The organism is Rhizobium sp. P32RR-XVIII, from assembly GCF_012641395.1.
Lineage (GTDB): Bacteria > Pseudomonadota > Alphaproteobacteria > Rhizobiales > Rhizobiaceae > Rhizobium.
The window spans coordinates 18827-42394 of record NZ_JABAIH010000018.1 but is presented as its reverse complement, the minus strand read 5'-3'; the positions used below and the strand labels follow the sequence as shown (position 1 = coordinate 42394).

General features: G+C 60.5%; 21 protein-coding genes and 2 pseudogenes. 14 read left to right on the top strand and 9 right to left on the bottom strand.

Annotated elements, in window-relative coordinates; all coding sequences use genetic code 11:
- Positions 1–121: 121 nt before the first annotated feature.
- The 3 genes from HGP14_RS29460 to HGP14_RS29450 all read left to right on the top strand — a co-directional run bounded on the left by HGP14_RS29460 (position 122) and on the right by HGP14_RS29450 (position 2381).
- A complete protein-coding gene (locus HGP14_RS29460) occupies positions 122–565 on the top strand; it encodes a hypothetical protein (protein ID WP_168833398.1) in 444 nt (147 codons plus the stop codon).
- Between the two features lie 58 nt (positions 566–623).
- The gene (locus tag HGP14_RS29455) at positions 624–1601 is read left to right on the top strand and encodes a LysR family transcriptional regulator (RefSeq protein WP_168833441.1); all 978 of its coding nucleotides are present in this window, start codon (positions 624–626) and stop codon (positions 1599–1601) included.
- Positions 1602–1772: 171 nt separating this feature from the next.
- Complete coding sequence (locus HGP14_RS29450; RefSeq protein WP_168833397.1) at positions 1773–2381, top strand: methylated-DNA--[protein]-cysteine S-methyltransferase; 609 nt, start codon at positions 1773–1775, stop codon at positions 2379–2381.
- Between the two features lie 155 nt (positions 2382–2536).
- Here the strand turns inward: HGP14_RS29450 and tkt are convergent, their stop codons facing one another.
- On the bottom strand, positions 2537–4582 hold the full coding sequence (gene tkt / locus HGP14_RS29445; protein WP_168833396.1) for a transketolase: 2046 nt from the start codon (positions 4580–4582) through the stop codon (positions 2537–2539).
- 587 nt (positions 4583–5169) lie between these two features.
- Between tkt and HGP14_RS29440 the strand changes: the two genes are divergently transcribed.
- The 3 genes from HGP14_RS29440 to gorA all read left to right on the top strand — a co-directional run bounded on the left by HGP14_RS29440 (position 5170) and on the right by gorA (position 7770).
- Entirely contained in the window at positions 5170–5703 is a 534-nt protein-coding gene (locus tag HGP14_RS29440; RefSeq protein ID WP_168833395.1) for a DUF1993 family protein, read from the top strand.
- Positions 5704–5879: 176 nt separating this feature from the next.
- Positions 5880–6203 carry a hypothetical protein gene (locus HGP14_RS29435; protein ID WP_168833394.1) on the top strand — a complete coding sequence of 108 codons (324 nt, stop codon included), beginning with the start codon at positions 5880–5882 and terminating at the stop codon, positions 6201–6203.
- A 169-nt stretch (positions 6204–6372) separates the two neighbouring features.
- Positions 6373–7770, top strand: a complete 1398-nt coding sequence (gorA, locus tag HGP14_RS29430; protein WP_168833440.1) for a glutathione-disulfide reductase — start codon at positions 6373–6375, stop codon at positions 7768–7770.
- Here gorA and HGP14_RS36810 read toward each other — a convergent pair.
- A pseudogene (locus HGP14_RS36810) lies at positions 7769–7892 on the bottom strand (IS481 family transposase); the annotation flags it as partial. The gene gorA and the pseudogene HGP14_RS36810 overlap by 2 nt on opposite strands.
- A 38-nt stretch (positions 7893–7930) precedes the next feature.
- Between HGP14_RS36810 and HGP14_RS29420 the strand changes: the two are divergent.
- Positions 7931–8371, top strand: a complete 441-nt coding sequence (locus tag HGP14_RS29420; RefSeq protein WP_168833393.1) for a pseudoazurin — start codon at positions 7931–7933, stop codon at positions 8369–8371.
- Between the two features lie 156 nt (positions 8372–8527).
- Complete coding sequence (locus tag HGP14_RS29415) at positions 8528–8734, top strand: hypothetical protein (protein ID WP_168833392.1); 207 nt, start codon at positions 8528–8530, stop codon at positions 8732–8734.
- A gap of 250 nt (positions 8735–8984) precedes the next feature.
- Here HGP14_RS29415 and HGP14_RS35840 read toward each other — a convergent pair.
- Positions 8985–9103 (bottom strand): annotated as a pseudogene (locus tag HGP14_RS35840) (IS21-like element helper ATPase IstB); the annotation flags it as partial.
- A 150-nt stretch (positions 9104–9253) separates the two neighbouring features.
- On the opposite strand from HGP14_RS35840, the gene HGP14_RS29410 reads away from it, so the two are divergent.
- The 3 genes from HGP14_RS29410 (at position 9254) to HGP14_RS29400 (ending at position 11113) form a co-directional block, all read left to right on the top strand.
- Entirely contained in the window at positions 9254–9634 is a 381-nt protein-coding gene (locus HGP14_RS29410; protein WP_312862216.1) for an ACT domain-containing protein, read from the top strand.
- 329 nt (positions 9635–9963) lie between these two features.
- Positions 9964–10365, top strand: a complete 402-nt coding sequence (locus HGP14_RS29405) for a hypothetical protein (protein ID WP_168833390.1) — start codon at positions 9964–9966, stop codon at positions 10363–10365.
- A gap of 385 nt (positions 10366–10750) precedes the next feature.
- A complete protein-coding gene (locus tag HGP14_RS29400) occupies positions 10751–11113 on the top strand; it encodes a hypothetical protein (protein WP_168833389.1) in 363 nt (120 codons plus the stop codon).
- 274 nt (positions 11114–11387) lie between these two features.
- On the opposite strand, the gene HGP14_RS29395 is transcribed toward HGP14_RS29400, so the two are convergent.
- The 3 genes from HGP14_RS29395 to HGP14_RS29385 form a co-directional block, all read right to left on the bottom strand.
- Positions 11388–13295, bottom strand: coding sequence for an ABC transporter ATP-binding protein (locus tag HGP14_RS29395; protein WP_168833388.1), 1908 nt, complete (start codon positions 13293–13295; stop codon positions 11388–11390).
- A gap of 205 nt (positions 13296–13500) precedes the next feature.
- Complete coding sequence (locus HGP14_RS29390) at positions 13501–15354, bottom strand: ABC transporter ATP-binding protein (RefSeq protein WP_168833387.1); 1854 nt, start codon at positions 15352–15354, stop codon at positions 13501–13503.
- A gap of 219 nt (positions 15355–15573) precedes the next feature.
- Entirely contained in the window at positions 15574–16977 is a 1404-nt protein-coding gene (locus HGP14_RS29385) for a dihydrolipoyl dehydrogenase family protein (protein ID WP_168833386.1), read from the bottom strand.
- Between the two features lie 157 nt (positions 16978–17134).
- On the opposite strand from HGP14_RS29385, the gene HGP14_RS29380 reads away from it, so the two are divergent.
- The 3 genes from HGP14_RS29380 (at position 17135) to HGP14_RS29370 (ending at position 21817) form a co-directional block, all read left to right on the top strand.
- Positions 17135–18085 (top strand): cupin domain-containing protein, encoded by a 951-nt coding sequence (locus tag HGP14_RS29380; protein ID WP_168833385.1) that lies wholly within the window; start codon positions 17135–17137, stop codon positions 18083–18085.
- Between the two features lie 236 nt (positions 18086–18321).
- A complete protein-coding gene (locus HGP14_RS29375) occupies positions 18322–19728 on the top strand; it encodes an FAD/NAD(P)-binding protein (protein ID WP_168833384.1) in 1407 nt (468 codons plus the stop codon).
- A 79-nt stretch (positions 19729–19807) separates the two neighbouring features.
- Positions 19808–21817: a PAS domain-containing sensor histidine kinase gene (locus tag HGP14_RS29370; RefSeq protein WP_168833383.1), complete on the top strand. Its 2010-nt coding sequence runs from the start codon at positions 19808–19810 to the stop codon at positions 21815–21817.
- Here HGP14_RS29370 and HGP14_RS29365 read toward each other — a convergent pair.
- The 3 genes from HGP14_RS29365 to cyoC are packed head-to-tail and all read right to left on the bottom strand — an operon-like array spanning position 21720 to position 23566.
- The gene (locus HGP14_RS29365; RefSeq protein ID WP_168833382.1) at positions 21720–22481 is read right to left on the bottom strand and encodes an SURF1 family protein; all 762 of its coding nucleotides are present in this window, start codon (positions 22479–22481) and stop codon (positions 21720–21722) included. The genes HGP14_RS29370 and HGP14_RS29365 overlap by 98 nt on opposite strands.
- Before the next feature lie 48 nt (positions 22482–22529).
- A complete protein-coding gene (gene cyoD, locus HGP14_RS29360; protein ID WP_168833381.1) occupies positions 22530–22937 on the bottom strand; it encodes a cytochrome o ubiquinol oxidase subunit IV in 408 nt (135 codons plus the stop codon).
- Complete coding sequence (gene cyoC, locus HGP14_RS29355) at positions 22934–23566, bottom strand: cytochrome o ubiquinol oxidase subunit III (RefSeq protein WP_168833380.1); 633 nt, start codon at positions 23564–23566, stop codon at positions 22934–22936. Before cyoC ends, cyoD begins: the two co-directional genes overlap by 4 nt.
- Positions 23567–23568: the final 2 nt, after the last annotated feature.

Genomic DNA, 23568 nt, shown 5'->3' with positions numbered 1-23568 from the left:
CTGCTACCGGACAATGAAGTTCCCGATAACGAATGAGATGCTCCGGCGGTCGTAACCGATGCTTGGAAAGCTTCAGGAGCCAGACCTATTGCGAGGAACGAGGCTCCTCAAGGAGGAAACGATGGATAAGAACATTATCAAAGAGACGATGCTTTCGCTTGAGGGTGTAGCCCTTAAAAGCACCCGCGAAAAATACTTCGACTATATTGCTGATGCACGGCTCGACCGAAGCGAACCGATCGAAAACGATGAGCAGGCCCAGGCGGAAATCGCCAGTGATCTTTCCGAAGCTCTCGACGATACCCTTCACGATCATACCGATAAGCTCGACAAGTTGAGAGAGATCGACTTCGGGCCAAAGTCGACTGTTACTGAAGGAGCGCTCGTGCGGCTTTCTGGTCGATACTTCGTCATCGCCGTCTCCACCAGCAAATTCACATGCGATGGCCAAGAGGTCATGGGGATTTCCACAATGGCCCCGATTTTCGAGGCAATCGAAGGAGCTCGGGCCGGCGAGAGCGTGGAGTTCAACGGAAGGAAGCTTGTGATCGAAGGCGTCGCGTAGCGTGGCTCATTGTATCGCCGGCGAACGAGAGCCCGCCACAATTGAACAAAGGAGAACCATGAGCGAGTCTTTCTCCAAGCTTTCATGGGACGATCTTCGCGTGGTACACGCGATCGGCAAGTGCGGAGCCCTGTCCTCGGCCGCCGAAATGCTCGGCATCAACAGTTCGACCATCGCGCGTCGATTGGCCAAGGTCGAGGAAACGCTGAGCGTAACCCTCTTCGATCGGCGACGAACCGGATATGTGACGACTGCAGAGGGCGACGAATTGCTAGCGCTCGCAGAGCGGGTCGAACTGGACGTCGTGAGTGTGGCCCGCCGCGTCACCGGTCATGTCCAGGGCCATGTCGGCGATTTACGTATCACGACAAGCGATTTCCTTCTCTTGCACTTTCTCACACCAATGATCGCCGAGTTCAAGGTGCTCAATCCCTCGATTCGGGTGGAGGTGACCGTTGGAAACAGTCCGTTGAATCTGGCGCGAGGAGAATCCGATATCGCGGTCAGGGCCACTGAAAACCCGCCTGAAAATCTGTTTGGCCGGAAAGTCGCAACGATTGCCTGGGCGCCCTATGCCCGCCTTCCCAACTCCGCTCCGTCTTGGCGCGACACCGGCGAGCTGTTTGATTGCCAATGGGTTTCCTACGCGGGAAATCTCTCTGGCCTCAAAGCGTCCAAATTCATTGAGGAGCGGGTACATCACGACAACATCGCCTACCGGACCGATTCAGTTGCCGGTGCCGCAGCGGCGATCGTTGCGGGGCTTGGAGTCGGATACCTGCCCTGCATGGTTGGAGATATCACGCCGGATCTTATACGCGTTGGGGCAGTGGAGCCGGAGCTCAACGATGAGCTGTGGCTGCTGACCCATCCGGATATCCGCAAGTCAGGACGAATATACGCGTTCATGACACATTGCGTGCAGGCGATCCGCAAGCGACGCGAGCTAGTCGAGGGCCATTGTGGGACGATTTTGGGTCCCCGACTACCCGAGATCAATTCGGGCCCGGTTCTTTTCCATTCGCTACAGCCTTGAAGGCGATTTCAATGAGTTCCAGGCGGCAACCCTCGGCTCGCTTCCGTCTCTCGATCCCCTTCGGGCGACGACATCAACGTTACTTCTGGTCAGGTCTGACCATACTCCCCATTGAAGGCCCCGGCTTCGGCCCGCGGCCTTCGTACGTCAATAATCAATTGGAAAACGCCGATGCCAAACCGGCCCGAATACATCAACGGTGACGCCTGCCACGTCATGACAGGTTATCCGGAAGATCGCACTACAACTGAGCCAATACGCTATGTCTTCACCCACAGCTCGCTCGGAGCGCTGCTGCTGGCTACGAGCGAGAAAGGGGTCGTTACGGTCCTGCTGGGTGCCGACGCTGTTCCCCTGACCAAGCTTCTGCTGGAGCGGTTTCCGCTGGCCGACGTGCAGCCTGGGCATTGGCCGGAGGACGAGCTCGCAATGCGTGTCGTGCACTTCATCGAACGCCCTTCTCGCGGGCTGAATGTGCCGCTCGACTTGCGTGGTTCTCGATTCCAGCACCGCGTCTGGGAGATCATCAGGGACATTCCCATCGGCGAGACGTCAACCTACGCCGCCATCGCGCGGCAAGTCGGTGCGCCAACCGCCGTGCGCGAGGTTGGCCTCGCGTGCGCGGCGAACGAGTTGGCCGTCATAGTGCCCTGCCATCGGGTCGTCGACGACAATGCGCAGTCGGGCTCACGATACAGATGGGGTCATTCAAGGCAGACCACGTTGTTGGCGCGCGAAAAAGCGAGCTTTGACGACAACGCCGCCGAGCGAGAGGCGTAATAGTGCATCGCGTCCTTAGTGTCTTGTCGACGCGCAGCGCTGCGCGCTCTCGAGGGATACTCTTAACGCTCCAATTAGAGGTCCTCGATGCCGGCAATGGCACATGCTGTCGCGGGAGGCACAATCGGAGTGCCGCACCGCGACGCATGGGGCACTCACAGCTTGCGTTCGGAGATGCCGTGGTGGGCCATTCGCACAATGGCTTCGGTCGTGATGCCGAATCTCTCGAAAACGTCTGTCGCCTTGCCCGACGCACCGAATTCGGTGAGGCCGACAAAGTAACCGCTTTCGCCGAGATACCTGTCCCAGGAGTCCCGGATGCCCGCCTCTACTGCTACCCTGATCCCGGTACTTCCCAAGACAGCGCGCCTGTACTCCTCGGGTTGCTGCTCGAATAGCAGTCTGCAGGGCATGGAGACTACGCGAGTAGGCACTCCCTCCTCTTGAAGGATCTCATGGGACTCGATCGCCAGATGTAGCTCCGACCCCGCGGCAAGGAGCGTTACTATGGGCTCCTCACCGTCCGCTTCCAGAATCACATACGCCCCCTTCGCCGACTTGTTCCCCTGCGAATGGTCACGGCGGATCGGCGGCAGGGCCTGCCTGGAGAGCGCGATCAGCGATGGGCCCTCGTTACGCTCGAGGATCGCTTGCCAGCACTCAGCTGTTTCGATGCCGTCGGCGGGCCGGAACACGGCAAGGTGCGGAATGACTCTGACGGCGCTCAGTTGCTCGACAGGCTGGTGCGTCGGGCCGTCCTCGCCGAGGCCAATCGAGTCGTGCGTCATCACGAATACCGTGGGTGCGCGCATCATCGCGGCCAACCGGATGCTGGGTCTGCAATAATCCGAGAATGCCAGAAACGTCCCGCCGTAAGGTCGCAGGCCGCCGTGCAGGGCCATCCCGTTCATGGCTGCAGCCATGCCGTGCTCACGCACGCCGTAGTGGAGGTACGAACCAGAGAATTTCCCCGGTGCAATTTCCTTCGTGCTGTTCGTCTTCACGTTGTTGGATGGGGTCAAGTCAGCTGATCCGCCGATCAGTTCAGGCATCGCGGCGGTCAAATGCTCAAGGACCAAGCCGCTCGCCTTGCGGGTTGCCATCGGGGTATCCGCAAGGCTCATCTCGTCGAGGGCTCGCGCGATCGCCGTCCGCCACTGTGCGGGCAACACCCCTTGCATTCGACGCTCGAACTCGATTTTGACAGGAACGGGGGAGGCTTCCAATCGGTTCAGCCATTGCTGCCGCGTGGCCTCGCCCCTCGATCCCACGGCGCGCCACGCGTCAATCAGTGACTCGGGAATCTCGAAGGGCTGTGAATTCCATTCGAGAAGCTCACGGGCACCGGAGACTTCGTCCTCTCCCGGCGTGTCGCTATGCGCCTTGCGCGTCCCGGAGATCGTCGGGAACCCGAAGCCGATGACGGTCTTGCATGAAATGAGCGACGGACGATCCGTAACCGCCTGAGCGTTGCGTATGGCCTCCCTGATTGCGTCGGTGTCGTGCCCGTCAATTTCCTGGACGTGCCAGTTTGACGCGGCAAACCGCGCCGCCTGGTCGTCGGAGACGGCAAGCGAGGTGGGTCCGTCGATCGTGACGGCATTGTTGTCGAAGAACGCGATCAGCTTGCCGAGCTTCAGGTGACCCGCAAGCGAAATGGCCTCGTGGCTGATGCCCTCCATCAGACAGCCGTCCCCCATGAAGACGTACGTAAAATGGTCTTGCAGGTCATCGCCGAAAGTCGCGTTGAGGACGCGCTCCGCGATTGCAAACCCGACGGCATTCCCTACACCCTGGCCAAGCGGCCCCGTCGTCGTCTCGATGCCCGGGATGTGCCAGTACTCAGGGTGTCCCGCAGTCTTGCTGCCGATCTGTCGGAACTTTCGTATGTCCTCCATCGTGATGCCTTCGTATCCCGTCAGGTAGAGGATGCTGTACAGCAGAAGGCAGCCGTGTCCATTGGAGATGACGAACCTGTCCCGGTCTGGCCAGGAAGGGTCTTTCGGGTCAAATTTCATGAAGTCGCGGAACAGCACGGTCGCGATGTCTGCCATTCCCATTGGCATGCCCGGGTGTCCACTCTTCGCGTTCTGGACGGCGTCGGCTGCGATAAACCGAATGCAGTTAGCCATATCGCGCAGCAGCGGATCCCGTGGGGCCGGAAATTTCTTGGGCTGTCCGCTCGTCACATCAGTTGGCATAGTCTGAGCCTTTTTTGAGATAGTGTTCGGTAATGCGAGCTCCGGCATTCGTTTGGCGTGTCGTCGACGCAGCCACGGGGTGGCTTCTCGCTCTCACCTGATCGCAATATCAACGGTACGCACAACCCCGAGGCTGGCAGCATTTCCAGCAAAGCCGATCGGGTGAAGCAGGGCCAATGAAACGTCGGAATGGAACCGATAACCATTTCTCTGCCTGTTCTGCACGCGCCGATCTTTTCCCGGGGAAAAGCCCCGATGAAGTTGCCGCCCCCGAGATCTGCTCGCTGGGCGCTTCCGACCGCTTCCGACAGAGTTATCGACCCAGGGTCTCGCATAGCCCCGTTGCTGTCAACTTGGCGGCAGGAATGGAAACCATCTCCACCGGTTATTGGCGTGGCCCCCACAGCCGAGCCTACACTGAGTGCTCGAACACACCGCGGTACCGGCGAAAGCCACCTAGAGGATTTTTCGATGTCTCACCATTTCGACACCCCGCAAGCGAAAGAGGATTCTCGCTTGAACTGTCGCGACATGTCCCTTTTGCGGGGGACGATGGTGATGGCGATGACTTCAGAAGGAATGAGGCAATGACTTTCAGTGTCTTCGACACCATTATCCCCGGCATGGCGCACGGGTTTGCCGTGCTGGATACTTATCTCGACCACGGCAAGGCGTTTGAGGAAGAAAAGGGCCTCCAGTCCGGCGAAGTGTTGCGCGCGCGGCTTGCGCCCGACATGCTGACCTTCGGCGAGCAGTTTAGCGTCGTCGCTAGCAAAGTGGAACGACACGTGTCGTTTCTCATCGGCCAGGATCCCGTTGCTCCCCCTAACGTGGAGCAGACTTATGCCGCCCTCAAAGCCCGCGTGACAGGCGTTCGCTCATTCCTGCAGTCGATAACGCCTGAACAGCTCAGCGGAGCGGAATCTCGTACATACCAGCTCACGCCGCCTATTGTGCGTGGCTGGTTCGGTGGCGCTGATTACATTTTTTACCTAGTGATCCCTGACTTCTACTTTCACGTCACCACGGCGCACGACATCCTTCGCCATCTCGGCGCGCGTGTTGGCAAGCGAGACTACCTCGGATGGCTTAATATGGAGCACCCGGGCGGATACTCTTGAGCGCCAACGCTAGTCAACGGCGTCGGATGGCGGTCGGATGACCGGCCAGTCCCATGGCGCGAACCCCCATCTTCTCAACGCACCAAGCCGCCGCAGGCGCAATCATGGCCCGCCTGCAGGTGGCAGCAAGTTAGACAGGGTGCCAGGACAAACGGCCTTATCAAAGGAGGCGCCAAATGCGTCCGTCAAACAATGAGAGGACAACCTTCCTGGTATTGTTCCAGTACGATATCAATCGGGGAGTCATGTGTAACTACAACGACATCCAGCGAGAGCTCGAGCGGCTCGGCGAGGACGTGGTCGAGTTTCGGACCGGCACTTGGTTCGTTGAATCGCAACTGACCGCTGGGGAGATCAGCACACAGTTGCGCGATAACCTCAGCGGTGCCGAGAGCCTGTTCGTCGCGGCGCTCGGGTTGGACGTCGCCTTTTTCGGCATCCTGCCCGAGAAGATCGCCGCGGTTGCGCGCCACTCGACTGAGGCTAAGCCGCGCGTCTAGGCGCGGCGCTCCGAGAATGACCTGCTTCTCCATCTCATGCGGAATGCGAAGGGGATAGCTAGCCGGCACTTGATACGAACCGATTGGAACCAACGTGAACAACTTAGACTCCGAACAGGGGCTCGAAGTCCCCTCACTGTCTGCAGAGATTCCCGCGTCGCGAGAAGGCGTGTCGTCCGAATTCGACGTTGACCTTTTCGTGATCGGCGGGGGATCCGGCGGGATTCGCGCGGCTCGCGTCGCCGCAAGCCACGGCGCGCGCGTGATGCTCGCGGAGGAATCCCGCCTAGGCGGGACATGCGTCATCAGGGGCTGCGTGCCCAAGAAACTCTTTGTCCACGCGAGCCGTTTTGGCGACGCCCTCGACGAGGCGGCGGACTTCGGCTGGAAGATCTCGCTTCCCCGTTTTGATTGGCCTTCGCTGGTGGCGGCAAAGGACAGGGAAATCGCTCGTCTGGAGGGCTTGTACGCGCAGGGGCAATCCAAGTCGGGCGTAGAGGTAGTCCATTCGCGCGCGACGCTGGAGGACGCACACATGGTGCGCCTCGCCGACGGGCGCAGCGTCCGCGCCGGCATCATCTTGATTGCGACTGGCGCCAAGCCCGAGCTTCTGCCATTCGAGGGCATGGAGTTGGGAATTACCTCTGACGAAGCCTTTGACCTCAAGGAGTTCCCGCGACGCGTTGTCGTCGGTGGTGCCGGCTATATTGCGATGGAGTTCGCGGGATTGTTCGAGGCACTTGGCAGTGACGTCACGGTCGTGTGCCGCGGAAGCAACGTCCTGCGCGGCTTCGACGAAGACGTGCGTCAAGCGATTACGGCGTCTTACACGAATCGCGGGATCAAGGTGCTGCTGGGTGACAGCATCAAGCGCATGGCGCCCGGGAAGGCAGGCGGAGATGGAGAAAAGCCGGCCACGATCGATGTCGTCACGGAGCAGGGCGCGCGCCTCAATGCCGATCAGGTGCTAATGGCCTTCGGGCGAGCGCCCAACACGATCGGGCTTGGACTGGACCGCGCTGGAGTAAAGACAGATGAGAAAGGTGCAATCATCGTCGGCGCGAGCTCGCGCACCAGCGTGCCCAACATCTTTGCCGTAGGCGATGTCTCGAACCAATTCAAGCTGACGCCGGTGGCGATCCGCGAAGGCCATGCCTTCGCCGACAGCGTCTTTGGGGGCAAGCCCTGGAGGGTCGACTACGCCAACGTGCCGACGGCCGTATTCACGACCCCGGAGATTGGAACGGTCGGACTAACGGAACTGGAGGCACGCTCCCAATACGCTGTCGTTGACGTCTACAAAGCGCGCGTCCGCCCGCTGGCGGCGGGTGTAACCGGAGACTGCGAGATCGCACTGCTCAAGCTTGTGGTCGACGGTGAGAGTGACCGCATTCTCGGCGTGCATCTCTTCGCCGAAGACGCAAGCGAGATGATCCAAGTCCTGTCGATTGCATTGGAGAGCGGCGCGACGCGGGCGGACTTCATGTCGACCATGCCCGTGCATCCCACATTCAGCGAGGAACTCCTTGCAATGAACACACCGACGGTCCGGTACGATCGCCGGTAGTCGACAGAACCGTTGACTCCGGCTCTTTCGGACCGGTCGGAAGATCGGCAATGGTCGCGCGCTTCTTCCATGGCAACGGTCTTCTGATCGGTCCCGCAACGCTTCAAACCCGCCCTCAGCAAGTCATGTTTATCCACCCCAAATAACGAAGGAATCGAAAATGAAAAACCTCAGTTTCACCGTGCTTTTGGCGCTCTCGATCCTCACTCCCGCGGGAGCCTGGGCCGCCGAGTACGAGGTCAAAATGTTGAACAAGGGCAGTGACGGACAGGCGATGTCGTTCGAGCCGGCCTTCCTGCATATTCAGCCGGGGGACACGGTGCATTTCAAGCCGGTCGATAAAGGGCACAATGTCAATACGATACCCGGCATGCTTCCGGATGGGGCGGCGGAGCTGAAGGGCGCCATTTCCAAGGCCTTGGATATAACTTTTCAGGAGCCCGGCCTCTACGGTTATCGCTGTCAGCCTCATTTCGGAATGGGAATGGTCGGCCTAATCGAAGTCGGCAACACGCCGGTGAACCAGGCTGCAGCGCGGCAGGCGAAAATGCCCCCGATGGCCAAAAAGCGAATGGATACCCTGGTTTCGCAGGTGCAATGACATTTGTGACTGCCACCTGAGTGCCGGCGCTGCGATCCGCCGCGGCGTCGGCCGGTTAAGGTGGGTATTGCGGGCCGGCCATCGCCATGCTCCTCCCAAATGACTGGGGCAAGCGTAGCCTGTCCGCAGCCTAAATAGTCAACTGAAGGACCGGCAATGAGCGACGTCACCGATGCCATAAATGAAATCGAGGAGCGAATCTCCATTGCGCGAGACGGGTTGCGACAGTTGAGGGAGCTGGCGGCGGCCGAGCAGGACGAGACCCTCATCGCGCAACGGGTGGCGGAACACGAGGATGAAATCGCGCGACTGACATTGCTGCTCGCTGAATTGGAGAGCGGAGCCACAGCCTTCCTTGCGTAGCCGCGTGAGTGATCTTTCGCCCTTGCAACCTATCTAGAAGCTCTTGGGATTTGAATATCGACTTGTTTTCCTAAACATGGATGCGTCCACTTCCATTCCGCGTGTCCCGTTCATACGGCCTTTTCGGGGAACGTCGCTCCGAGGGAAGCCGGGTTGTGATCTTCTGTATTCACAGACAAGCATCCGTGACGGGCGCAGTGATCACGTCTTGGTAAAATCTGCTTCATCAGGCGAATACGTCGGTCGATGGCATTTTGGCGTCGCCGAATGCGGACGGCCATTCGCCGAAGGCCTGTTTCGCAGTGACGATGATCGAGGTGCGCTGATGAAGAGTTGGCCTCCAGCCTGTGCGAACGGCGGAAACCGCAACACCTCTGGGAGCAGTTAAAATGCATGTCTGGCGAGCATGTTACCGCGTTTGAGACACGCCTTTTGGATTTCCGGACGCAGCGTACTGTGCGGGGACAGTGTTTTCTGGGGGGACGGGTTATATCGTTGACGCGACGAGAGGATTTCGGAGTGGCTATAGTCGAACTGAAGAAACTGTTTGGGGAATACACGATCGCCCGGCTCCCTGTGCTCGCGCCGATCCCCTCTTGGAGCGACGGCGCGGGCTTCGTCAACATAAGCCGTGGCGAAGACGAGTTGTCTGTGATCTGCTTGAGGGAGCGCGTGCCCGCGACCGTGAAGAGTGAAGGCGAGTGGGCCTGCTTCAAGGTGGTCGACCCGGTCGTGTTCGGGGAGACGGGCAGCGTCCTCTCCGTCGTGAAGCCGGTGTCGGAGAACGGCATCGGCGTGCTCGCGCTCTCTACTTTTAACGGGAACTATCTTCTGGTGCCGAGCCGCGACGCCGCGGCCGCAGTTGGCTTCATCACCGCCGCCGGGCACCGCGTCGCATAACGGATGCAGCAGAGCGCGAGAGATGGATCAGTTGGCGCTCAGGACGGATATACGCTGCGATGCACTTGTGGATGTCGACCTATGGCAAGGTGTCTGCTCCCGATCGATGAGTGCGCGCAGTTGAGCGTCACGGGATGATGTAATGAAAACGATAACAAGCGGTCATTTCTAAACCATTCGGCGGAAGACTAACTTCAACTGGTACCGTACGCAATCTGGCGCTCGTCGGGCAAGCCGAAGGGCTAGCTTAATCTGGGCTCGACGACTGCCGGTATTTCGACGGTGCGAATTCGATCAGGACCTATCAACCCCCGCCCGGAGGACCCGCCATGCCGTTCCGTTTCGTCACCAAATCCATCCACGCCTACCTCATCGACTATCCCGTCGCGATTATCCTGCTGGTCGCGCCGTTCGTTTTGAAGCTTGGTCAAAGTGGTCCGGTCGCCATGTGGCTTTCCGTCATCACAGGGGTCGCGGCGCTAATATTGCCCCTGCTGACCGACCATGCGACCGGCCTCATCAAGATAATTCCCTATTCGATCCACCTTTGGGTCGATCGGGCAGTTGGAATAGTATTCCTTGGCGCGGTCTTCGCGTTCGATTTCACCGGCATCGACGGATGGTACTACGGCGTTCTCGGCGTCGCTGTTCTTCTCACCACTTCGGTATTCAATGCCCCTGAGCGATCGATCTCGATGCATGGTGCAATGGGCAGCCGCGACGCAATCTGAACCGCCCGCTGCCCGGCGACTGTGATATCTCGCCGGGCATTCTTGCTTTAGCCACTTCGGTGAGCCGCTCCGCGGAGCCGGAGCAGCGTAGGCTAGGCATCTTTGCGGTCCGTGGTCTTCGCCCCGTGGTCGTGGCCCACGGGTCGCCGCCGCGTTAAGCCGAGCCGGCGGCGCCTGAGATGGGTCACGGCCGGTGCAGTGAAACATGCACTGGGGCGCTGACCATGCTCACCGGCGCGCCGGTCTCGGCTTGTCAAACGATGAACCCTGGCGCTCTCTTGTTTTAGCCGCGGGAGTAAACCAGATACGAGCGGCCAGCGTTTGCCCTGGCGTTACCATTGACGGGCAGCGCTGCTCGGATCAAGCATTTTGGAGGAAGATCTTCATGGTCGACAAAGTCGCCGCGACATCAGCCGTATCTCCTTCGTCTGCCACGCACGCGAATCACAGCACCTCGATAGACTCCGAACCTGACAGAGCCTTGGTCGCGGAGCGGCAGGCGCAGATCACTGCGGGTTTCGAGCGATTGAAAGAGGAGCGCGCAGCCGCGAAACGAAAGGAAGATCCTGAATCTGATTCTTGCGAAAAAGATCGGGCTTCGGAGCGGCACACCAATCATCCGGCCGCGCGTATTCATCCCCACGAAGCAAATACTGATGAGGAACGCCTCTCGGGAGAGAGTGTCCGTATAGGAACGGGAAATTTGGACGATGCCGTTCCCTTCGGCGAGCATATTGGATTTGTGTGAGGGGCGGGACTGCAGGTGTCGGCGTGATCACGCCGTGCTCCTCGGCCCCTGCAAAGCGACCCTTCGACGAGATTTCGCCGCTCATGCGATTCGTCGCGTTCGCTTTAATGCTGAACCTGCGTGGCAGCGGCTGAAGCCCAATTTTTGATGTGTGACTTGCACGCCGATCGGGGATATTAGTTCAGCCCTACATGTGGATCACCATGTGTTCGGTGTAGCCGAAATGGATATAGGCTGCCTCCATCGGGAGCTCGGAGACATAGCGGCCGCGGGGTTAGGTCAAACTCACGCGTTTTGGATCAAATTCATTGGCTTCCAACACTTCCTCCGGGATGTCGTCGAACGAAGCGTAGTTCAAGTTGTAGAGCCGCGAATAGAGCTTGCCATTCTTCATCAGCTGGCGGTGGTTGCCGCTCTCGATGAGCTCGCCATTTTGCAGGACGATGATCCGGTCAGCTTCGCGGATCGTCGCCAGCCGGTGGGCGATGACGAGGCCGGTGCGGTTTTCGAGAAGCTTCACCAGCGCCTTCTGGATCAGCATTTCCGTATAGCTGTCGATGTTCGCCGTCGCCTCGTCGAGGACCAGGATCTTTGCGTCAGCGACGAGCGCGCGGGCGAAACTCAGAAGCTGCCGCTGCCCGAGCGAGAGGTTGCCGCCGCGCTCACCGAGAATGCTGTCGTAGCCTTGCGGAAGCCGCATGATGAAGTCGTGCGCTCCGACGGCCTTCGACGCTTCGATCACCTGTTCGCGCGTTGCCTCTGTCTTGTGGTAGCGGATGTTCTCGAACACCGTGCCGGTAAACAGAAACGGCTCCTGCAACACCATCGCAATCTGGTCACCGAGCGAATCCTGCGTCAGCTCGCGAACATCATGCCCGCCGACCAGAACCTGGCCCTGCTGCACATCGTAAAACCGGTGGATCAGCGACATGCAGCTCGATTTGCCGGAACCGGTCGGCCCGACGAGGGCAACCGTCTCGCCCGGATTTACCTTGAAGCTGACGGTCTTGAGGATGGGATGTTTTGGATTGTAGCCGAAAACGACATCGCGGAATTCGACCGAGCCATCCATGTCCCTTGAAAGCACCTTGGCGTTCGGCGCATCCTTGATGTCGACGGCCACGTCGAGGACCTCGGTCAGGCGCTGGCCGGAAGCCATGGCGCGCTGCATGACGGAATATTGCAGAGTGAGCGAGCGGATCGGGTCGAAGAAGCGCTGGATATAGAAGAGGAAGGCAACGAGAACGCCGACGTCCAGCGCCTGGTTCAGGACGCGCGCGCCGCCAACGACGATAACCAGCGCCATCGCCACGCCGGTTAGGGAATCGACGATCGGCACCATCACCTGGGCGTAACGGGCGGCCGTCAGGTGCGTCTTCAGGTTCGCATGCGCCTTGTCGTCATAGAGCGTGAAATTGACGCTCTGGCGGTCCATGCTCTGGACCGCGCGCACGCCATGGATTGCTTCGGCGAGCGCACCGGCCGCGACCGAATTCGTCTCGTGCGCCGCCATGAAGGATTTGCGCGCGAGCGGCAGCCAGAAGAGGCGGACGACGAAAAGCACGGGCAGGACGGAAAGCGTCAGCAGACCGAGCTTGAAGTCGAGGTAAAGCATCACGCCGACGATGCCGAAGAGCAGCACAATATCGCCGACGGAAAGCACCGACGTCTCGAGAAATTCCTGCATGGAGTTCACGTCGCCCTGCAGGCGCGACATCAAGCGGCCAACCTCGGTCTTGTCCATGAAGGACAGCGAGACGCGCTGAAGATGCGAGAACATCGCCTTGCGGATATCGAAGAGCACGTTTTCCGCCACGCCGCCGACCAGTGTTTCCTGCGCGTAGCTGGCGGCATAGTTGACGAGGATGGCGCAGAGGAAAGCGATGATCGACCATGTAAGTGCGGCCGAATTGCCGCCTTGCCGCATGCCATGGTCGATCGCATAGCGGATGATCAGCGGGATGAGGAGTTGCATCGCCGTGAACGTCAAAACGGCGGCGACCGACCAGACGATCTTGTCGCGATAGGGATCGACGAAGGCCCAGATGCGCTTGATGATGTTGCCGTCGAAGGCCTTGCCGAACATTTCCTCCTCGACGCGATGCGAGCCGACGACGGCCCGCGGCGGGCGGCGTCCGTCCTCGCGCGGATCCGGGCGCTCGGTTTCCATTTCTTCGGCCATGTAACACTCCTTGGTCCCGAGGCGAGCTCACAGCTGCCCGGGTTTATTTGTCGGCGTGCCCGCGCACCCCTCATCCGGCTGCCGCCACCTTCTCCCCGCTGGGGAGAAGGGACATGCCGCGCCGTCTCGTTCCCCCTTCTCCCCTCGGGGAGAAGGTGCCCGAAAGGGCGGATGAGGGGGCGGCACCGCATGCCGCTGCTTAATACTACGCGCTCAGCGCGTCGTCGCCCGGCCGCACCTGCAGGTCGTAGAGCGCCTTGTACCGGCCGCCGGCGGCGATCAGTTCCTCGTGCGTGCCGCGCTCGACGATGCGGCCGTCCTCGACGAAGAGGATCTGATCGGCATGCATCAGCGAGCTCAGCCGGTGCGCAACGATGATCGTCACGCGGTCGGCGGCATATTTGCGCATCGCGGTGCGGATACGCTGCTCCGTTGCCGCGTCGATCGCGGCAGTCGAATCGTCGAACACCATGACGGCCGGCCGGAGCATCAGCGCACGGGCGATCGACAGGCGCTGGCGCTGGCCCCCGGAAAGTGAAACGCCACGTTCGCCCACCACGGTGCCGTAACCGGTCGGCAGCCCAAGCACGTAGTTGTGCAGCTGTGCGCTTTCGCTCGCCCGCTCGATCCGCTGCTCCTTCGCCCACGGGTCGCCATAGGCGATGTTGTTCTCGATGGTCGTCGTGAAGAGAAATGAATCCTGCTGCACGACAGCAACGGAGCGGCGAAGCGATTGCAGGGTCGCCTTGCGGATATCCTGCCCGTCGATGGTGATCCGGCCCTTCGTCACATCGTAAAAGCGCGGGATCAGATGCGCGATGGTCGATTTGCCGCTGCCGGGCGGCCCGACGATTCCGATCGTTTCGCCGCGCTTTGCCTCGAAGGTAATGCCGTGCAGCACCTGATGCATTTCCGAACTCGGATAGGCAAAATCGACATTCTCGAAGCGGAGCGTACCTTCCGTCACTTTCAACTCTTTTGCATCAGGCGCATCGCACACGGCGATCTCGAGGTCGAGCAGGTTGAAGAGGCGCGTGCCGCAGGTCGAAGCACGGGCAAAGGCATTGACCATCAGACCGAGCTGGCGCACCGGCATCTGCAGGATGGTCATGAAGGTGAGGAAGGAGGCAAGAGTGCCGACGGTGATCTCGCCCGCCATCACCTTCTCGCCGCCGACCCACAGCACGAGTCCCATCGAGGCGAAGAAGGAGAAGGTCATGGCGCTGGTACTGGTAACGCGAATACCGACCCGCTGGTGCGCGAGCGCCAGTGCATTCTTCGACGCCGTCTCGAATTTGGAAAGCTCGTGCTCCTGAGCGGCAAAGGCACGGACGACGCGGATGCCGCCGAGATTTTCCTCCATGATGCGGGTGAGCACCGAAAGCCGCTCTTGCAGGTCCAGCCATGTGGCCCGAAGCCGGAGCTGCGTCACGGACGATCGCCAGCCGACGAAAGGCACGAAACTCAGGGCCAAAAGGCCGAGAACGGCATCAGTCGAAATCAGCATGTAGGCGCCGATGCCGATCAGCATCGAAAGCAGGAAGACGCGCACGAGCGCCGTCGAGAAATACATCCGCACGCCTTCGAGATCGAGCAAGCCCACGGTGATCAGGTCACCCGAATGAACCGTGTCGTGAAAGCTGAAGGAGAGCCGCTGGATCTTCTCGTAACAGGCGAGCCGTAGCTCGTAACCCATGTGGTGGCCCACGGACTCGCTGTAATAGTTCTGGATCATCGTGAAGATGCCGCGCAACACGCTGGCGCCCAGCAGAAGCAGCGCCGTCGTCAGCAGCGCATCCTGGGCCATCTGGCCGGCCGCTCCGCCGGTCAGTGCAACCTGCGTGTGGTCCACGGCCCGGCCGAGTAGGCGCGGGATCAGAAGCTGGAATGTGGATGCTACAAGGGTTGCGCCGATGGCGAGGCCCGCTTGCCAGGGGTGACGAAAGGCCATGACGGTAATGCGGACCAGAGTATAAAGGCCTTTGCCCCAGCCTGCCGCATTCACAAGCGCAAGCGAAGCCAAAGGCTTCGTCGCGCGTATCGACGCATCGCTGCTCACGGTAGTAATTCCAAAATGTATGGGTCGGACGCTGGCCCGAAAAGAAGACGATTTGGTGAAGGGATTGTTAGCGCGCTTACTTTTGCCGATTCTACCTGAGCGTTCAAGTAAAGAATTCACCATCTGGTTATTTTATCGTGAGCGTCCCTCCTTAAAAGACGGCCGATCAGGCCGGGACAGCGATATGTGCTTCGCTGTCCCGGCCCGCCTGGTGCGTCATCACCGGGCGGATCTAGCCGGCACGCTGCCGAAAAGCGGTCCCAGCCCTTCCGCTACCGTCAGATGCGCGATGACCGCATCTCGCAGCTTCGGATAGGGTAGTTCGGCGAGCATCGCCGTCTGGACGGCGGCCATCACCTCGCCGGCTTCGGAGCCGATCATCGTGAAGCCGAGGATACGGTCGTCTTCGGCGCTGACCACCGCCTTCATGAAACCTTTGGTTTCATCGGTCGCTTCGGTGCGCAGGACGCTGCTCATCGGCAGCTTCGCGACACGGATCGGAATACCCTTGCGCAGCGCTTCGCCTTCGCTCAGGCCGACGCGGGCGAGTTGCGGGTCGGTGAACATCACATAGGGAACCAGCCGCTCGTCCGTGCGGCGGTTGCCGCCGGCCATGTTGTCCCTGACGATCCTGAAGTCGTCAACCGAGACATGGGTGAATTGCGGGCTGCCTGCGGCTTCGCCGATCGCCCAGACGCCCGGAGCCGTCGTTTCCAGCCGTTCGTTGACGCGGATGAAGCCGCGGGCGTCCAATTCGACACCGGTCCTGTCGAGGCCGATATCGGCGGTATTGGCAACGCGACCGACCGTCACAAGCAGATCGCTGCCGTCTATCACCTGTTCGCCCGCGGGACCGTGAACCGTCACGGTCACCTTGTCGCCGGAAAGACCACGGACGCTGGTCGCCTGCGTTTCCAGCAGCACGTCGATGCCTTCCGCCGCCAGAATGCTCTTCATTTCCTCGGCGACGTCAGCGTCCTCACGGCTCATGAGTTGACGCAACGGCTCGATCACCGTCACGCGGCTGCCGAAACGGCGATAAGCCTGGGCCATCTCAATTCCGATATAGCCGCCGCCGAGCACGATCAGATGCGATGGCAGATAGTCAAGTTCCAGCGCCTCGATGTGGGTCAGCGCCCTGGCGGCTTCGAGGCCCGGAATGTCAGGTATCGCCGCATGCGAGCCGACGTTGATGACGACCTCTTCTCCCGTCAGCAGGCGGGTTCCGCCCTCGTTGAGCGTAACGGCAATGGTCTTCGGCGCCACGAAACGGCCGCTGCCCATGATCAGCTCCGCGCCGCTCTGGCGATAAGCATTCAGATGGAAGTCGATCTCGCGCTCGACCATGTCCTGCTTGCGGCCGCGCACCTTCCTCATGTCGGTCGTCACCGGGCCGGTGACTGTGCCGAAATGATCGGCATTGCGGACCAGATGCGCCACCCGCGCGCTCCAGACTTCGTTCTTGCTGGGTAGACAAGCGACCGCCGGGCATGAGCCGCCGACCCAGCGGCGCTCGACGACGGCGACTTTCTTGCCGGAGCGGGCGAGGTGCCAAGCAAGTAGCTTGCCGCCTTGGCCGCTGCCAAGGATCACGATATCGAAATGTTCTTCAGTCTGGGACATGAGTAAATCCTCCTGAGTTGCCATCCGTTGAAGCGGCCCAATTGCTGAGTTCAGAACGGCCGTTGATTACAGTGGCACTTTACGAAGACGCTGTGAGTTGTGTAATATTACCATAGCTCAATAACATGCTTATTCGTCTCATCATCGTAGGTTCGAAATGTCACCTCCCATCGATTGGCTGAGCCGTCTTCTCCACATGGTGCCCGTCAGCGGCCGCGTGGAGGTCCGCTGCCTCTACGGCGCCCCGTGGCAGGTGGTCTATGATCCTTCACCACCTGGAGAGATCCCCTATCATGTCGTCCTTGCCGGCTCCGCGATTGTTGAGGATTTCGCCGGCGGTCCGCGGCGGCGTCTCCATGCGGGCGATATCGTGCTGCTTCCGACCGGTGCGGCCCATCGGCTGCACGACGGCAGCGGCGCCACCCCCCTTCCGGTGCGATATCGGCCCGGCGTCAATCAAACGTTCAGCGACAATGCGGGAACGGAGGATCGGCTGGATCTGCTTTGCGGCCGCTTCATTCTCGCCTCTCCGCATGACCGATTGCTGGGCAGCTACCTGCCTTCAGTCATGATCGTACGTGGGCAGGCGCAGTCTCGGGAGGGCGAGGAGGGGGCGACGAGCGACCAGCTGGCAGCCCTCGTTTCCCTCATGCGCGGGGAATCGGATCGCGAGAGCCTGGGCGGGCAGGCAATGCTGAATGCATTCTCGGCCGCGCTCTTCACATTGGCGTTGCGCATGGCGGGACAAACGCAGGAGGCACCGGTCGGCCTGCTGGCACTTGCCGGTCATCCGCGCCTTGCGCCGGCGCTCGCAGCCATGTTCCAGAGGCCGGAGGAGCCATGGACGCTGCCGGCGCTCGCGCGCCTCTGCAATATGTCGCGGGCGACGCTGGCGCGGCATTTTCAGGAGAAACTCGGCCGCAGCGCGAGCGATCTGCTCCTGGATATCCGCATCACAATTGCCGCGAACAGGCTGAAGCAGCCGGGCGCTTCGACGGCGGCAGCAGCCGAGGCCGCCGGTTACCAGTCCGAGGCCGCATTCCAGCGGGTTTTCAAACAGCGGATGGGTCTCACGCCGGCGCAATGGCGCCGCGCATCGCTGGCGTGAGGGAGGCTTCGGAAAAAAAACTTGCCACCCGCCCTTTTTCGCGCTTTGATACACGACTAGTTTAATAGACTATACCGCCGCGTGCGGCATGGCCTGTGCGCCTTTTGCCCGGTTCGGCGCGAACCAATAGGCTTCACTCGTTGTGACTAGCGAACCTAATCAACGCATGAGCTGGTATTCCTGCGTTGAAACCTTGATCGAGACGCGATGCGGGCACAGCCCGCAAGGGAGTTGAGATGACGGTTGAGAGCCTTTTTGCCTCGAAAATCAATGCGGCCGCCCCTCGTTCGGCCATACTGCGGATCGCGATCGTCGGCCGTGGCTTTTCCGGCATGATGAGCGCAATTGCCTTGATGAAGACGGTGCGGACGCCGTTTCATCTGCAGCTTTTCGATCCGAATTCCGCGGTCAGCGGGGGGCAGGCACTGTCGTCGGCGCGCGCTTCGACGATCCTCAACAGCCGTGTCCGCGATCTCTCGGTGGCGCTCGGCGATGCTGATGATTTCAATGACTGGCTCTGTAGCAACGCGGAATTCCGCGCTGCCGTGCCCGCGGCGATCCCGGGTTTCCGCCAGATTTTCGTGCCCAGAGAGCTTTTCAGCGATTACGTCTATCAGCGCTTCTCCGAAGCGCTCGCAGCCCGCAAGGATATCACCGTACAGGTCACTCCCGAGCCGGTTGGCTCTATCCGCAGAGGCCAGGCAAACCGCTTCCTCCTCGAAACCGCCACGCCCACCAATCGGCTCTTCGACACCGTTATCCTGGCGACGGGCTATGGCCTGTCCGAGCGCGAGCCGGAAGCGGAGGATCACTCGCCGGTGCGGGCGCAACGCCTCGTCGCCCGGCCGCATACGGTTCTGCTCGGAAGCGGCATTCGCGTCGTCGATCAGTTGCTGCAACTGCGCGACGGCGGCTACACCGGGCAGATCACCATTGTCTCGAAACACGGTTTCCTGCCGCAGAGCCATACGCCGAATTCCGCCGATCCGGTCTTTCCCGCAGAGGAGCTGCCGCAAAGCCTGCCGGACATTGTGCGTTTCATTCGCACCGCCTGCCGCCAGGCGGAGGAGCAGGGCCGTAGCTGGCAATCGGTGATGAACGGCCTGCGCAAGCATGCACGATCCCTTTGGCGTTCGCTGCCTGCACATCAGAAACGACAGTTCAACCGGCATCTGCGTGCGATCTACGACAGCCATCGCAATCGCCTGCCCGAGGCGATGTACCTGCGCCTGAAGCAGGAGCTAGCTTCCGGCAATACCGGTCTTCGCTGCGGCACTGCCGGGCGCAGGGGACTCAGCGGCATCTTCTTCACGCCGGCCGGATCGAACGTCGAGGAGGTGATTTATGCGGAACGCGTTTTCGATTGCCGCTGCAGGCGACCGGATCTGGCTATGCCGTTGATACAGAGCCTCATCACCTCGGGCCTGGCGGCGCCGGACGAGCTTTCGCTTGGCCTTGCCGTCAATGAGCGCGGCGAGCCATGCCTCGAGGACGGATCGACGGTGAATGGCCTCTTCGCAATCGGTCCGCTCGGCCTTGGCAGCCTGCCGGATATCGATCTGGTTCCTGAGATCGTCAGTCAGGCATATGCAGCCGCCAACAGGATTGGCCAGCAGCTCTATCCTCAAAGCAGAGCTATTTGAAATTATTTCGCTTTCCCTGGGAACCATTTCTCGCTTTACGCAGTTTAAAGCGTCTGGTGTGGTGTCGTTTGGGGGCATTATGGAAGTTGTTGATCGATATGACGCGTCTCTCGTGGATGAGGGTCGCTTTCGGTTGCTTGTGGATGCCATCACTGACTATGCCATCTACATGCTGAGCCCCGATGGATACGTCGTGAGCTGGAATGCCGGAGCCCAGCGGTTCAAGGGCTATCAGCAGGCGGAGATTATCGGTCAGCATTTCTCGCGCTTCTATCTCGACGAAGACCGGGCGGCGGGCCTACCCCAAAGGGCACTTGCGATTGCGGAACGCGAAGGACGCTTCGAGGGTGAGGGCTGGCGTCAGCGTAAGGATGGCAGTCGCTTCTGGGCCCACGTGATCATCGATCCGATCCGGAGTCCCGTCGGAAAGCTGGTCGGCTTCGCCAAGATCACACGCGACCTGACGGAGCGCAGGGAGGCCGAGGGCGCGCTGAAGCGCAGCGAACAGCAGTTCCGTATTCTGGTCCAGGGCGTCTCCGACTACGCGATCTACATGCTTGATCCGGATGGAAGCGTCAGCAGCTGGAATTCCGGCGCCGAACGTATCAAGGGCTATTCGGCGGAAGAGATCATCGGCAAGCACTTTTCAACGTTCTATACCGAAGAAGATCGCGCAGCAGGTGACCCGCAAAAGGCTCTCGAAGCGGCCCGAAAGCATGGCCGTTTCGAGAAGGAAGGTTGGCGCCAGCGCAAGGATGGCAGCCGCTTCTGGGCAAGCGTCGTTCTCGACGCTATCAAGGACGATTTCGGCCGTGTCATAGGCTTTGCCAAAATCACTCGTGACATTACCGAGAAGCGGGAAACGCAGCGAGCGCTCGAGCAGGCTCGTGAGGAGCTGTTCCAAGCCCAGAAAATGGAAGCGATCGGCCAGCTTACCGGGGGGATCGCCCACGACTTCAACAATCTGCTGATGGCCGTATTGGGCAGCCTCGAGATACTGAAGAAGCGTCTGCCGAAGGAGCCTGGGATCCTGCCGCTCGTCGACAATGCGATCCAGGGCGCTCAGCGCGGCGCCGCCTTGACGCAGCGAATGCTTGCCTTTTCACGGCGCCAGGAGCTCGCGTTCGAAAGCATCGATGTTACGAGCCTCATGGACGGTATGGCGGACATGTTGCGCCGCGCGCTGGGGCCGCTGATGATCCTGGACATCCAAGTGCCACAAAGCCTTCCTGGAATCGCCAGCGATCCGAACCAGCTCGAAGCGGCCGTTCTCAATCTCGTCGTGAATGCGCGCGATGCGATGCCGGATGGCGGACGCGTGATCGTGAGGGCGGACGAGCGGACGATCGAGAGCAAGAAAGGGACACTGGCTCCCGGTGCTTACCTCTGCCTGTCGGTCATCGACCACGGCGAAGGGATGGACGAAAAAACGCTCGAACAGGCGACGACGCCCTTCTTCACGACAAAGGGCGTTGGGAAAGGCACTGGCCTTGGTTTGTCGATGGTTCAAGGGCTTGTTGCGCAATCAGGCGGCGAGCTGGTGTTGAAAAGCGACGTGGGCGAAGGCACCGTTGTCGAACTGTGGTTCCCGGCAGTCTTTGCCCAGGAGGCCGGATCCGCGGGAGACATCGAGGAACCGGCGGTGCAGCCCGGCTCGGAGCGCGCTCTCCGCATCCTGGCCGTCGATGACGACAGCCTTGTCCTGATGAATACGGTTTTGATGCTCGAGGACCTTGGCCACCAGGTCATTGACGCGACGTCAGGCGCCGATGCGCTGGCCATCCTCGCCGCCGAGCCGGTTGATCTTGTGATCTCCGATCATGCCATGCCGCTTATGACCGGTGCACAGCTCGCAGAGGCAATCCGCCGCAGATGGCCGGAAATGCCCATCGTCCTTGCAACCGGCTATGCGGACATCCCTCCTGGCGGCGGTCTCACCGATCTGCCGCGGCTCGGCAAGCCGTTTTCACAGGCACAACTTGCGGAAGCGATCAGCCGGACGATTGCTTCGGCCTGTTCGCACGGATCTCACTACGGATCACAAAAGCCAGCAGTCCCGCTACCATCAGCGCAAGGGCAAACCATGTGATCGCATAGCTGAGGTGACTGTTCGGAAACACGACCCGCGTCAGCCCGCCGACTGGCAACCCACCGAGATTGGGTGTCGCATCGGCATCTATGAAATAGGGAGCGGCGTTAGCGACATTCTTGTCTGCCGTGATTGCCGCGACGTCGCGGGAATACCAGCGGCGCGCCGCTGGATCGTTCGATTGCAACAACGAGCCTTTCGGTTCGGTCATCCGCAGCAGTCCGGTGATCGTGACCGGAGTGGAAAGCTGGCTCGCGGGCCGCGTGGCGGGATCGCGCTTGTCCGTCGGCACGAAGCCGCGATTGATCAGGATCGCCGTGCCATCGGAAAGTACCAGCGGGGTCATGACCCAGTAGCCAGGCCCCAATTCGGTTGAGGCGTAGACTAACGTTTCCTTGCCGTTCTGCAGCGTGCCGGTTGCTGTAACATGGCGGTATTCGTCATCGGCAGCATTGGCCGGCCTTCCGGTCGGCGCCGGAATCGGCTCCGCATGCACGCGTTGATCGACGCGGGCGATGAGGTCGAGTTTCCAGGAGAGCCGCTCCACCTGCCAGATGCCAAGCGCGACAAAGCCTGCGATCGACAGGAGCATGAGGCCGCAGAACATTGCGAGCTTGATCGGCGATCGACGCCTGTGTTGGGGTTTGGCGAAGGTGTCTGTCATGGTTCCAAAACCGGAACGGGCGGCGTTGCCGCCGCCCGTTCGATGCCGTTATGGCATGTTCTTCATCATTTCCGGAGACATGGGCATCATGTTGGCGTTGAGGTGATACATGACCCAGAGCGAGCCGCTGAGGGCGATCACCACGATGAGGAGGGTGAAGATGAACGCCATCATGTTCCACCCACCTTCCGACTTCGTATCGAGATGCAGGAAATAGATCATGTGCACGACGATCTGGATGGCGCCGAAGATCATGATCAGCGCTACCGTCGTGGACTTACTGTCGAAGACGTTGCCCATGACCAGCCAGAAAGGTATCGCCGTGAGGATCACGGAGAGAACAAAGCCGGTCATGTAGCTCTTGAAGGTGCCGTGGCTGGCCTCATGGCCATGTCCGTGTCCATGATCGTGATGGGCGTCGTGACCGTTCCCGTGCGTGGTTACATTCGAGCTCATCCGACAACTCCGATCAGGTAAACAAAGGAAAAGACGCCGATCCAGACAACGTCAAGGAAGTGCCAGAACATGCTGAGGCACATCAGGCGGCGCTTGTTTTCGGCGATCAGGCCGCGCTGGCGGACTTGGATCATCAGTGTGATCATCCAGACGATACCGACCGTTACGTGCAGTCCGTGGGTACCGACCAGCGTGAAGAAGGCCGAGAGGAAGGCGCTGCGCTGCGGGCCGGCGCCTTCAAGGATGAGGTTTGTGAATTCGTAGAGCTCAAGCCCGACGAAGACGGCGCCGAAGATGCCGGTGATCGCAAGCCATTTCAGCGTCGCCCCCATATTCTGCTTCTGCATCTGCAGCATTGCAAAGCCATAGGTGATCGAAGACAGCAGCAGCATCGTCGTGTTGACGGCGACGATCGGCAGCTCGAAGAGGTCGGCAGGCGAAGGTCCGGCCGCATAGTTGCGGCCGACCACGGCGTAGGTGGCGAAGAGGACTGCAAAGATCAGGCAGTCGCTCATGATGTACATCCAGAAGCCGAGCATCGTGCTCCCTTCGGGATGATGCTCCTCCGTCATGTAGAAGACGGGCGCCTTGTCGGCCTCGGTGGCGGTGTTAGCGTAGGTCGTCGTCATGG

Excerpts from the sequence above, each read along its gene's own strand:
- HGP14_RS29370 (WP_168833383.1), top strand. The coding sequence starts at position 19,808 with ATGGAAGTTGTTGATCGATATGACGCGTCTCTCGTGGATGAGGGTCGC.
- HGP14_RS29415 (WP_168833392.1), top strand. The coding sequence starts at position 8,528 with ATGAGCGACGTCACCGATGCCATAAATGAAATCGAGGAGCGAATCTCC.
- HGP14_RS29420 (WP_168833393.1), top strand. The coding sequence starts at position 7,931 with ATGAAAAACCTCAGTTTCACCGTGCTTTTGGCGCTCTCGATCCTCACT.
- HGP14_RS29380 (WP_168833385.1), top strand. The coding sequence starts at position 17,135 with ATGTCACCTCCCATCGATTGGCTGAGCCGTCTTCTCCACATGGTGCCC.
- HGP14_RS29405 (WP_168833390.1), top strand. The coding sequence starts at position 9,964 with ATGCCGTTCCGTTTCGTCACCAAATCCATCCACGCCTACCTCATCGAC.
- HGP14_RS29365 (WP_168833382.1), bottom strand. The coding sequence starts at position 22,481 with ATGACAGACACCTTCGCCAAACCCCAACACAGGCGTCGATCGCCGATC.
- cyoD (WP_168833381.1), bottom strand. The coding sequence starts at position 22,937 with ATGAGCTCGAATGTAACCACGCACGGGAACGGTCACGACGCCCATCAC.
- HGP14_RS29400 (WP_168833389.1), top strand. The coding sequence starts at position 10,751 with ATGGTCGACAAAGTCGCCGCGACATCAGCCGTATCTCCTTCGTCTGCC.
- HGP14_RS29385 (WP_168833386.1), bottom strand. The coding sequence starts at position 16,977 with ATGTCCCAGACTGAAGAACATTTCGATATCGTGATCCTTGGCAGCGGC.
- HGP14_RS29455 (WP_168833441.1), top strand. The coding sequence starts at position 624 with ATGAGCGAGTCTTTCTCCAAGCTTTCATGGGACGATCTTCGCGTGGTA.
- HGP14_RS29395 (WP_168833388.1), bottom strand. The coding sequence starts at position 13,295 with ATGGCCGAAGAAATGGAAACCGAGCGCCCGGATCCGCGCGAGGACGGA.
- HGP14_RS29375 (WP_168833384.1), top strand. The coding sequence starts at position 18,322 with ATGACGGTTGAGAGCCTTTTTGCCTCGAAAATCAATGCGGCCGCCCCT.
- HGP14_RS29435 (WP_168833394.1), top strand. The coding sequence starts at position 5,880 with ATGCGTCCGTCAAACAATGAGAGGACAACCTTCCTGGTATTGTTCCAG.
- HGP14_RS29440 (WP_168833395.1), top strand. The coding sequence starts at position 5,170 with ATGACTTTCAGTGTCTTCGACACCATTATCCCCGGCATGGCGCACGGG.
- HGP14_RS29460 (WP_168833398.1), top strand. The coding sequence starts at position 122 with ATGGATAAGAACATTATCAAAGAGACGATGCTTTCGCTTGAGGGTGTA.
- tkt (WP_168833396.1), bottom strand. The coding sequence starts at position 4,582 with ATGCCAACTGATGTGACGAGCGGACAGCCCAAGAAATTTCCGGCCCCA.
- HGP14_RS29450 (WP_168833397.1), top strand. The coding sequence starts at position 1,773 with ATGCCAAACCGGCCCGAATACATCAACGGTGACGCCTGCCACGTCATG.
- cyoC (WP_168833380.1), bottom strand. The coding sequence starts at position 23,566 with ATGACGACGACCTACGCTAACACCGCCACCGAGGCCGACAAGGCGCCC.